The sequence below is a fragment of the Streptomyces sp. NPDC050743 genome, assembly GCF_044456925.1.
In the GTDB taxonomy this organism is placed as follows: domain Bacteria; phylum Actinomycetota; class Actinomycetes; order Streptomycetales; family Streptomycetaceae; genus Streptomyces.
This window is the reverse complement of sequence record NZ_JBITGJ010000172.1, coordinates 1-9,984: the sequence shown is the minus strand read 5'-3', so window position 1 is coordinate 9,984 and position 9,984 is coordinate 1. Positions and strand designations below refer to the sequence as shown.

Here is a 9,984-nt window from a genome sequence, read left to right as displayed (position 1 = left end):
TGCCCCAACCCGCCAAGCCCGGACCCGGACGCCCACCCGGCTCGAAGAACCGCAGGCCAGCCCCACGCTACGAGCCCGGGAAGACCGTGAAACGAGCCGAAACCCTCACCGAACACGTCCGCTTGAAACAGCAGCGAGGTTAATGATCAAGCTGAGAGAGCACGGGAGGTCCGGCCGCCCAGATCTTTCGGGACTTGAGGCTGTCAGTGCCCCGGCACTTGGTGCGGGAACGTGGTGCCCCCCATGTCGAGAGTCACCTCCGGCTCAGTGTCCGGGTGGGTGTTCGTCCGTCCGGGGCCGACCCAAGGTTTCCGCCGCGGCCTCGGCGAAGTCGTGGATGAGGGGGGAGCGGCGGGACGCCACCCAGGCCAGGGCCACCTCGTTCGGGCCGAGGTCCTCCACGGGCAACGGAATGACGTCCGGACGCGTGTAGAAGTTGGCGGTGGACAGTGGGAGCACGCAGATGCCGGCGCCGGAGGCCACCAGTTCGAGTTTCTCCTCCACCTGATGGATCGGCGGAACTTCTGGGCGCCGCTTGTCGCGCAACTCCAGTGCCACGTCACGCCACTCGGGAACGGCGTCCGGGTCCTGGAGCAGGTGCTCGGAGGCCAGGTCGCTCACGGTCACCGACTGCCTCTTCGCCAGGTGGTGTCCCACCGGCAGCACGACGACCCGCGGCTCCTGGAACAGCGGCCGCACCTGAAGGCCGTGCTGGTTGATGGGTAGCCGTACGACGCCCACGTCCGCCCGGCCGTCCAGCAGCACCTCCACCTGATCGTCCCAACTTGTGCGAAGAAGGCGCACGTTGACACTGGGATGACGCGCGGTGAAGGCCGTCATGGCAGGGGTGACCGTGATGCCGGGCATCAAGCCGATGGTCAGCGTGGGGGTCCCCTGCGCCGCCGCCCTGACCCGTCGGAGCAGCGCCTCGGCCGAGGCGAGCAGCGGAACGGCGTCCTCGAGCAACTGCTGTCCGGCCGGAGTGAGCAGCGTGCCGCGCCGGTCACGATCGAAGACCTCGGCGCCCAGCTCGTCCTCCAGGCTCCGGATCTGCCGGGACAGCACCGGCTGGGCGATGTGCAGCCGCTCGGCCGCGCGTCCGAAGTGAAGCTCCTCGGCCACTGCCACCAAATACCGGAGCTTCCGCAGATCAAGATCCACCCGGACTCACCGCTCACTTTCCCGACGCGACGACCCGTCTGGTCACTCGGCCGTCCTGGAAACGACTGCCGCGATCGCCCCGTGGGACGACCGAGGCGTTTGGTCGTGAATCTACCGCCCGGGTGCGGTGGGCCGTCGCAGGCGGAGCCCACCCAATCCCGGTCTGGTTCACTCGCCGGCGGCGAGCACGGCCAGCGGGTCGGTCCGCACGGGGGTCCACCCCAGCTCCGCCTCGGCGCGCGCGGGGGTGAGCTGCTGGTCGAGGGCGAAGGCGTCCGCGATCGGGCCCATTTGCTGGCGGGCCTGCTCCAGGGTGATGGAGGCGACCTTGCCGTCGAGGCCGACGGACCGGGCGACGGCCAGCGCGCACTCCTTGGCGGTGGGGTTCACGCCGCCCACGCCGACGTATACCGACCCGGGCTTCGCCCTGAGAGCGGCGACGTACAGCTCCGCGAGGTCGTCGATGTGCACCAGGGCCCAGCGGTTCGTGCCGTCGCCGATGTACGGGATGGCGCCCGATTCCTTGCCGGGGGTGGTGTAGAAGATGTCGATCAGGCGGTTCTCGCCGCCGTACAGCAGGCCGGGCTGCACCACGGCGGGGCGGCCACCGTGCTGCGCGCGCTGCAGGATGGCGTCCTCGACGGGCTTGCGCCAGGCGACCAGGGCGGGCGGGTTCCAGGGGGCGGTCTCGTCCACGACCCCGTCGGTGTCGCCGTAGATCCAGGTGCCTCCGGTGTGCACGTAGGTGCCGGTGCCGATGCCGTCCTGCATGGCGGTGGCGGCCGCGAGGTCCTCGTCACCGGTCTCGGCCTGCGCCAGGTGTACGACCGCCTCGGCACGGGCCGCTGCGGCGTTGAGCACGCCGAGGTCTCCCAGCCCCCCGCGCACCGGCGTAGCGCCGAGGGCGCTGACCGTCTCGGCGGCGCGGTCGTTGCGGGCCAGGGCCTCGACGGTGTGCCCGTGGCGGACCAGGGCGCTGATCGTGGCCTTGCCGATGTATCCGGATCCGCCGGTAAGGAAGATCTTCATGGTTTGTGGCTCCTATCTCCGTGGGCCGGTGACTTCGCTGACCAGCCTGCGCCCGGAGACGGACCCGCGTCCAAGACCTCTTCCGCCGTCTGTGATACCCGTCGGGTATCACCGGGTCCCATGTCCAGCGGGGTATCAGCGACAACGAACGGGTCTTGGACAGCCGGAAACGCCCATGTCCCAGGTTGTCGCCAGCTTCGGTGCCCGCAGCGGTCTCGGTACCGTGCTCGCCCGCCGCTTCGGCAAGGAAGGCTCCCGCGTTGCGCTGGTCGCCCGCCGAGCCGAGCGGCTCCGGACGATGGTCGAAGAGTTCGCCTCACAAGGCATCGAGGCGGCGGCCTTCCCGGCCGACCCGGCCAACGCCCGCCCGGTCGTCGAGGCCATCCGCGAGCGCTTCGGCCGCATCGACGTCGTCTCCTGCCAGCCGCTGCCCGGCGGCACCGCCTTCATCCCCGCCGCCGAGCTGGACGCCGCCCGCCTGGCGCCGATGATCAACCTGTTCCTGCTCACCCCGGTAGAGATCGCCCACGCCGTCCTGCCGGAGATGACCGAACGCGGCGACGGCGGCTTCATCGTCACCGGTGGGTTCGCGGCCGCCGACCCGCAGCCGCACATCAGCGGCATCGGCCCGGCCATGTCGGCCCTCCGCAACTTCGTCTACTTCCTGCACGGCGAGGTCGCCGGCGCCGGTGTTCACGCGGGCGTTTCCACCCTGGTCGCACTGATCAGTGGCAGCGAGTCCTACGCGGCGATGTCGCCCGAGGACCTGGCCGCCGTCCCCGGCGGTGTCACCTGCCTGCATGTCCTCGACCCCGACGAACTCACCGAAACCCACTGGCAGCTCTACACCGAGCGCGATCGGATCGAGTACCGCTTCCACGAGATCGACGCCTGACCACCCCACCCCACCCGTCCGCCGCAGCCATTACATCTCCCGATGCCCGCGCAAATGCCCGGGTGCGCCCGCGAGTTGGCCGCCCCTCTGGCAGACGCGCGTAGAACTCTGGCATCATCGCCTGGCACCACCTGCACAGCCGCCCCATAGGAAGCACGGCCACTCGCAGGAGGCTCCCCATGAAGGTCCGCTCTGCACTGACCGCTCTCGCGCTCGTCGTCGCCCCGGGCGTCGCAGTCCTCGGCACCGCCACCGACGCCTTCGCCGTCACCAAGATCAGCCACGCCACCGCGACCCAGATGTTCCGCGAGGTGGGCATCACCTGGTCCTCCTCCGGTAACTGCTCCGACCGCTACAACTCGACCTGTACCTCGTTCGAGCAGCTCAACCTCGCCACCGCCCAGGGCGCCCAGACGCTCAAGCGCGCCAGCGGCTGTGCCCTGAACATCACCGGCGGTACCGAGGTCGGGCACGCCTCGGGCACATACTCGCACTGGAACGGCTACAAGCTCGACATGAGCAAGTACACCTGCCTCGGGAACTACATCAAGAGCAACTTCAGCTACTCCGGGCTGCGCGGCGACGGTTACCCGATGTGGACGTCGGGTGCGGGCAACGTCTACACCGACGAGGGCAGCCACTGGGACGTTCTGTACTACAACTGCGGCGGCTGCTGAGCCGCAGGCCGACCCCGCGGGAACCCGGACGACGGCCGATGGACTGCCGTCGTCCGGGAGGGCATTGGCTCGTTGACTGTGCGTCAGGCTGACGGGGCATGTCTCGGCGTCATGCCGGAGGTCCTGCCGGGAGCCGGGCGCGCTCCGCACCCGCTCGGCGAGCGGGGACAGAACGCGTCCGCCACGCACTCGTACTGGCTTCCGCCGTGGCACAGCCTCCGGTCCGGACCGCCGTGGGGCCTGCGGCGCACCATCGACAGCTTGGTCGGCTGTTTCGCCCAGCCCGTGACCTCAACCGTGCGGCTCGCCGAGCGGCTTCTGTATGTCATGCTCGATCGCGGTGCGGTCCGGCCGGGTCACATCCGCTGTACAACGCGCCACTTGCGGGACGAGCCCGGCCCGCTCAGCCGTCCGCCGGTCCAGCAATCCGGCTGCCGACCGGCATGACGGGGCTGGACCAGGAAATCCGGGAGCGCGACAACACGGGGGTGCGCGAGACTGGCCTGATGATCACTGACGTCCATGTCCGCGAGGCTGATGCGGCTGATGCTCCGGTACTGGCCCGTCTGCGCTGGGCATTCAAGCGTGAGGACCATGAAGGGGACCTCTCCGAGCCGGTGCGGCCCGTGAGCCATGCGGAGGAGTGGATCCGGGAGCGGCTCGCGAGCAAACGCTGGCTGGCCTGGGTCGCCGAAAGCGACGGCGAGATCTGCGGGCACGTCTTCCTCCACCTGGTGGAGAGGATGCCGGAGCCTTACGAGGACAACACCCCGATCGGCTATGTCACGAACTTCTACGTGGCGCCTGAACACCGCAATCGTGGGTTCGGAGCGGCCCTTCTCGAAGCCCTGAGGAGGCATGCGCAGAGTGGCGGCATGGACGTATTGATCGTCTGGCCGTCGGAACGCAGTGCTCCGCTCTACCGTCGATCCGGGTTCCAGTCTTCGACCGAGCTGTTGGAGGCCCGGTGAACTGACCGCTGGTCAGTGCGGGCTGGGACAGGTGTCGAGCCGGAGACTCGGAGGCACAGCGGTATGCCGAACGCCGCTTCCCGCACAAGCCGACCAAAGAGCAGCATGCCCGATCCGGACTCGCACAACGCGGAGAAGCGGGCCACGGTGAGCGCCACCCAGCGCCGCCCGGTCACCAGGCTGCTCGCGGCAGCCGCCCGGCACGCCTGCTACGCACGCGGCATCAACGGCGCCCGCACCACCTCGGCCAACCGGGTCTCTTCCTGCGTGCCGGACGGTGTCCTGCCGCGCCCGTCCGCAGGTGCCTTCTAGCCTCGTCGGCATGCTGGGGCTTCCTGCGCACGTCCGTGCCTGCCTGTTCGACCTCGACGGGGTGCTCACCCAGACCGCGAAGGTGCACGCGGCCGCCTGGAAGGAGATGTTCGACGGATATCTCCGCGAGCGCGCGACGCGCGAGGGCACCGAGTTCGTGCCGTTCGACGAGATCGGCGACTACGACGAGTATGTGGACGGCCGGCCCCGTGAGGACGGCGTGCGCACCTTCCTCGCCGCACGCGGGGTGCACCTGCCCGAGGGATCACCGGACGACCCGCCGGAGGCGGAGACGGTGAACGGCCTGGGCACCCGCAAGAACGAGCTGGTCCTGCGGCGGATCCGCGAGGAGGGGGTGGAACCCTACGACGGCTCGGTCCGGTTCGTGCACGCGGCGCGGGCGGCGGGCCTGCGCTGCGCGGTGGTGTCGTCGAGCGCGAACACCCGCGACGTCCTGCGAGCGGCCGGTATCGAGGACCTGTTCGACGAGCGGATCGACGGAGTGGTCGCCCACGAGCGCCGGCTGCGGGGCAAGCCCGCCCCCGACACCTACCTGGAGGCGGCCCGAGGGCTCGGCACGGATCCGGCGGAGGCCGCGGTGTTCGAGGACGCCCTCGCCGGCGTGGAGGCCGGGCGGGCGGGACGGTTCGGCGTGGTGGTGGGCGTCGACCGGGTGGGCCAGGCGGAGCAGCTGCGGGCCCACGGCGCCGATGTGGTGGTTCGTGACCTGGCCGACCTTCTGGAGGACCGGTGATCACCCATCCCAGCTTCACGGTCGAACCGTGGTGCCTGCGCGAGACCGAGCTGAACCTGGACGTGCTCGCGCAGAGCGAATCGGTCTTCGCCCTCTCCAACGGGCACGTCGGGTGGCGCGGCAACCTCGAGGAGGGAGAGCCGCACGGACTGCCCGGCGCATACCTCAACGGCGTCCACGAACGGCATCCGCTGCCCTACGCCGAAGCGGGATACGGCTATCCCGAGTCGGGCCAGACGATGATCAACGTCACCGACGGCAAGATCTTCCGGCTGCTGGTCGACGACCACCCGTACGACCTGCGCTACGGCCGGCTGGTCGCCCACGAGCGGGTCCTGGACTTCCGCTCGGGCATCCTCAGCCGCACCGCACGATGGACCTCACCCGGCGGTCGTACGGTGCGGATCTCCTCACGGCGGCTCGTGTCCTTCACCCAGCGCGCGGTGGCCGCGGTGGTGTACGAGGTGGAGCCGGTCGACGGGCCGACCACGGTGGCCGTGCAGTCCGAGCTCGTCGCCAACGCGCAACTGCCGCGCTTCGAGGGCGATCCGCGCGTGGCCGCGGCGATCGAGTCACCGCTGGTGGCCGAGGAGAACTTCGCGCAGGACACCCGGCTGCGGCTCGTGCACCGCACCGACCGCAGCGCGCTGCGCGTGGGGGCGGCGGCCGACCATCTCGTCGAAGGGCCGGAGAGCACCCGATGGACGGCGCAGTGCGAGGCTGACGTCAGCCGTCTGACGGTGACCGCGGACCTGGTGCCCGGGCAGACGCTCCGGCTGGTGAAGTTCGTCGCCTACGGCTGGTCGGGCGAGCGCTCGCTGCCGGCGGTGCACGATCAGGTGGACGCGGCGGTGGCGGCCGCGGTCAGCACCGGCTGGGACGGTCTGGCCGCGGCACAGCGGGCGTACCTGGATCGCTTCTGGGCGTGCGCGGACGTCGAGGTCGAGGGCAGCGCGCGCATCCAGCAGGCGGTGCGGTTCGCCCTCTTCCATGTGCTCCAGGCGGCGGCCCGGGGCGAGAACCGGGCGATTCCCGCCAAGGGCCTGACCGGGACCGGGTACGACGGGCACTGTTTCTGGGACACCGAGTCCTATGTGCTCCCCGTGCTGACGTTCACCGCTCCGGAGGCCGTCGCATCGGCACTGAGGGCGCGTCATCAGATGCTGCCGGCGGCGCGGGAACGCGCGCGTCAGCTGGGGCTCGCGGGGGCGGCGTTCCCCTGGCGCACGATCGAGGGTGCCGAGTGTTCCGCCTACTGGCCGGCCGGGACGGCCGCCTTCCACATCAACGCCGCCATCGCGATGGCCGCCGAACGGTACGTCATGGTGACCGGGGACGAGGACTTCGAACGCCGTGAGGGGCTCGACCTCCTGGTGGACACCGCGCGGCTGTGGCGCTCGCTCGGACACCACGACGCGGAAGGCGTCTTCCACATCGACGGGGTCACGGGTCCCGACGAGTACAGCGCGATCACGCGCGACAACCTGTACACCAACCTGATGGCCCGCCAGAACCTGATCGCGGCCGCGGACGCCGCCGCGCGACATCAGGAGCGCGCCGCGGAACTCGGTGTCGACGACGAGGAGACCGCGGCGTGGCGGGACGCCGCGGCCCGCATGGCGGTGCCGTACAACGACGCGCTCGGCGTGCACGAGCAGTCGGCCGGTTTCACGAGTCTCCAGCGCTGGGACTTCGAGGCCACCCCGCCCGACAACTACCCCCTCCTGCTGCACTACCCCTACTTCGACCTGTATCGCAAGCAGGTGGTGAAGCAGGCCGACCTGGTGCTGGCGATGACGGAGTGCCCGGACGCCTTCTCCGACGAGCAGAAGGCACGCAACTTCGCCTACTACGAGGCGCTGACCGTCCGCGACTCCTCCCTGTCGGCGTGCTTCCAGGCGGTCCTCGCCGCCGAGACCGGCCATCTGCGCCTGGCCTACGCCTACCTCGGCGAGGCCGCGCTGATGGACCTGGACGACCTGGAACACAACACCCGTGACGGGCTCCACATCGCCTCCCTCGCCGGGACGTGGATCGCGCTCGTCGCCGGCTTCGGAGGCGTGCGCCGGTACGCCGGCGACGACGGGAAACCGGGCTTGCTGGCATTCGCACCGCGCCTGCCGGAGGCGCTGTCCAGGGTGGCCTTCACGCTGCTGGTACGCGGATGCAGGCTCAAGGTGGACATCGGCCCGTCGCAGGTGCGGTACCACCTGGTAGACGGCGAGTCCCTGGTCGTGCTGCATTACGGGGAGCCGACGACCCTGATCGCCGGCACCCCGGTGGACCGCCGTCTGCCGCACGCACCCGTGCGCCCCGAGCCCCAACAGCCCCCGGGCCGCCGCCCGGTGGGCCTGCCCACAGAGGAGGAGGACCGGGCGGCGACACAGGAGTAGGACGCGTCGCTTCGATGGTCCGCGCAGTCGATCGGCTGTGTCTGTCCGGTGGTTGGTCAGTGATGCGATGCGGGTCCGGATCGAGCCGTTGAGGCCGGCCGATCCGGTTCATGGGCGACGGCGGGCCGTTCACCGGGCGCACGATCGGGGCCATCGCGTGGAAGCGCCGCACCTGCCGGCCCGGGCGCGACCCGCCCGCACAGCCGAGCTCCTTCAAGACGGCGCACATACGGCAGCTGCGGTGGGCTCTTGATGGAACAAAGCTCGTCAACGAGCTGGTCGAGGCGGCCGACGAGAAGCCGCTGAACAAGACCATCACCCGCTACGGGCGCGTCGACCTGCTCTGCATCGACGAACAACTCGGCTACACGGAACTCGCCCCTCGCGCTGCTGACGGCCACACCAGCGGAGGTCCCGGCGTGTCCCTACGCGGATAGACCGGTGAGGAAGGGGGAGATCAGGTCGTACACGATGTCGGGTTGCTCCAGGTGCAGGTCGTGACGGGTTCCGCGAATGCTGACGGACACGGTCGGGACGCGGCGGCGCATCAGTTCATCGACGCGTGCAGGCGAGATGAAGCTCGACTGCGCCAGGATGAGCAGAGTGGGGCAGTCGATGCGCTCCCACTCGTGCGCGAAGGAGTGCCGGGCAGCGTCCACCACGGACTGGACCATCACGTCCGGGTCGAAGCGGGGCCACCATTGCCCGCCGCGTTCCTCCAGGCCGTCCGCCCAGCCCCGGCCGATCGCTCCGCCGCCGAAGAACTGGACCGCAGCATCGCGTGAGAGAAAGGGGGACGGCCACGAGTCGAGCCACCGGCGGACATGCCCCGGCCACTCGGGGTCGGGACCGCTCACGTCGGCTTCGATGGCCACCAACGCGCGGACCAACTCAGGATGCCTCGCGGCGGCCAGGATCGCCGTGTGGCCGCCCAGCGACTGCCCGACAAGAACAACGCGCCCCAGGCCCAACTGGTCTGCCACGGCGACGACGTCTTCAACGAAGGCATCCCTGGAGACGTCAGAAGGGAAGCGGTCGCTGGCGCCTTGACCGCGTTGGTCGACGGCGACCACCCGAGATGCCGAACTCAGGTGTCCTGCCAGTGCATCCCACTCACCCGCATGGCCAGCCAGCCCGTGCAACAGCACCAACGCCGGTCCATCTCCGCCCCAGTCCCGGCAGACAAGCCGCACACCGCCCCGCTCGACCACACGCTCGGTCCACGTCACCTGGGCACCCTAGCGCGCAAAGATCTCCTTACGACACGTTGAGCAAGCCTCGCTGCCAAGCCCCAACGGACCACCAACCGATGCCAGTTGATGGCTGTTCTGCTCGACCAGTGTCCGTGGACGTGGTCGGGATGACCGCGAGGAAGCGCATGGGAATGGGCCGGTAGTTCACGGTTGAAGAGAAAAATGACCCAAGGCCTCATCAAGCCCGGCTTGTTGACGTGGTGTGCCTTTGCGTGACGCACAGTCGTGGTAGGCCCGGCCGATCGGTGGGGGTAGTCCGGTTGCGGGGCATTCCGGGCCGAGTAGCCTGATGTTGAGCGGTCCTGCCTGGTTCTGGAGGTGGGCGATGTTTCTCCGAAGGTTGCGGCGTCGTAGGCCGCATCGGCTGGTCCTTCTCGGCAACGGCCGTCTGATCCGGGGCTTCAGCGGCGGATTCTACGACGGTCACGGTTACCAGTCCTGACACCGTTCACCGGGTTCCTCCGAGGATGCCCCGGCCTTCAGGCCGGGGAGGAATCGGACTCCTGCGGGGCAGGGCAGGGATAGCCGGATCGCCGTCA

Annotated in this window: 9 protein-coding genes and 1 pseudogene; 7 read left to right on the top strand and 3 right to left on the bottom strand. The window is 69.7% G+C overall.

Features of this window, described 5'->3' with window-relative positions; all coding sequences use genetic code 11:
- Positions 1 to 264: 264 nt before the first annotated feature.
- Positions 265 to 1,161: a LysR family transcriptional regulator gene (locus ACIBJF_RS49505; protein ID WP_399184464.1), complete on the bottom strand. Its 897-nt coding sequence runs from the start codon at positions 1,159 to 1,161 to the stop codon at positions 265 to 267.
- Between the two features lie 168 nt (positions 1,162 to 1,329).
- Complete coding sequence (locus tag ACIBJF_RS49500) at positions 1,330 to 2,190, bottom strand: NAD-dependent epimerase/dehydratase family protein (protein WP_399184463.1); 861 nt, start codon at positions 2,188 to 2,190, stop codon at positions 1,330 to 1,332.
- A gap of 175 nt (positions 2,191 to 2,365) precedes the next feature.
- Here ACIBJF_RS49500 and ACIBJF_RS49495 point away from each other — a divergent pair, with 175 nt between their 5' ends.
- The 7 genes and pseudogenes from ACIBJF_RS49495 to ACIBJF_RS49465 form a co-directional block, all read left to right on the top strand.
- On the top strand, positions 2,366 to 3,085 hold the full coding sequence (locus tag ACIBJF_RS49495; protein ID WP_399184462.1) for an SDR family NAD(P)-dependent oxidoreductase: 720 nt from the start codon (positions 2,366 to 2,368) through the stop codon (positions 3,083 to 3,085).
- Positions 3,086 to 3,264: 179 nt separating this feature from the next.
- Complete coding sequence (locus tag ACIBJF_RS49490) at positions 3,265 to 3,762, top strand: hypothetical protein (RefSeq protein ID WP_399184461.1); 498 nt, start codon at positions 3,265 to 3,267, stop codon at positions 3,760 to 3,762.
- Between the two features lie 443 nt (positions 3,763 to 4,205).
- Positions 4,206 to 4,733, top strand: coding sequence for a GNAT family N-acetyltransferase (locus ACIBJF_RS49485; RefSeq protein ID WP_399184460.1), 528 nt, complete (start codon positions 4,206 to 4,208; stop codon positions 4,731 to 4,733).
- A gap of 105 nt (positions 4,734 to 4,838) precedes the next feature.
- Positions 4,839 to 5,045: a hypothetical protein gene (locus tag ACIBJF_RS49480; RefSeq protein WP_399184459.1), complete on the top strand. Its 207-nt coding sequence runs from the start codon at positions 4,839 to 4,841 to the stop codon at positions 5,043 to 5,045.
- 10 nt (positions 5,046 to 5,055) lie between these two features.
- A complete protein-coding gene (locus tag ACIBJF_RS49475; protein WP_399184458.1) occupies positions 5,056 to 5,799 on the top strand; it encodes an HAD family hydrolase in 744 nt (247 codons plus the stop codon).
- The gene (locus ACIBJF_RS49470; protein ID WP_399184457.1) at positions 5,796 to 8,192 is read left to right on the top strand and encodes a glycoside hydrolase family 65 protein; all 2,397 of its coding nucleotides are present in this window, start codon (positions 5,796 to 5,798) and stop codon (positions 8,190 to 8,192) included. The genes ACIBJF_RS49475 and ACIBJF_RS49470 overlap by 4 nt, the downstream gene beginning before the upstream one ends.
- A 37-nt stretch (positions 8,193 to 8,229) precedes the next feature.
- Positions 8,230 to 8,488 (top strand): annotated as a pseudogene (locus ACIBJF_RS49465) (transposase); the annotation flags it as partial.
- Between the two features lie 129 nt (positions 8,489 to 8,617).
- Here the strand turns inward: ACIBJF_RS49465 and ACIBJF_RS49460 are convergent.
- A complete protein-coding gene (locus tag ACIBJF_RS49460) occupies positions 8,618 to 9,421 on the bottom strand; it encodes an alpha/beta fold hydrolase (RefSeq protein ID WP_399184456.1) in 804 nt (267 codons plus the stop codon).
- Positions 9,422 to 9,984 lie beyond the last annotated feature (563 nt).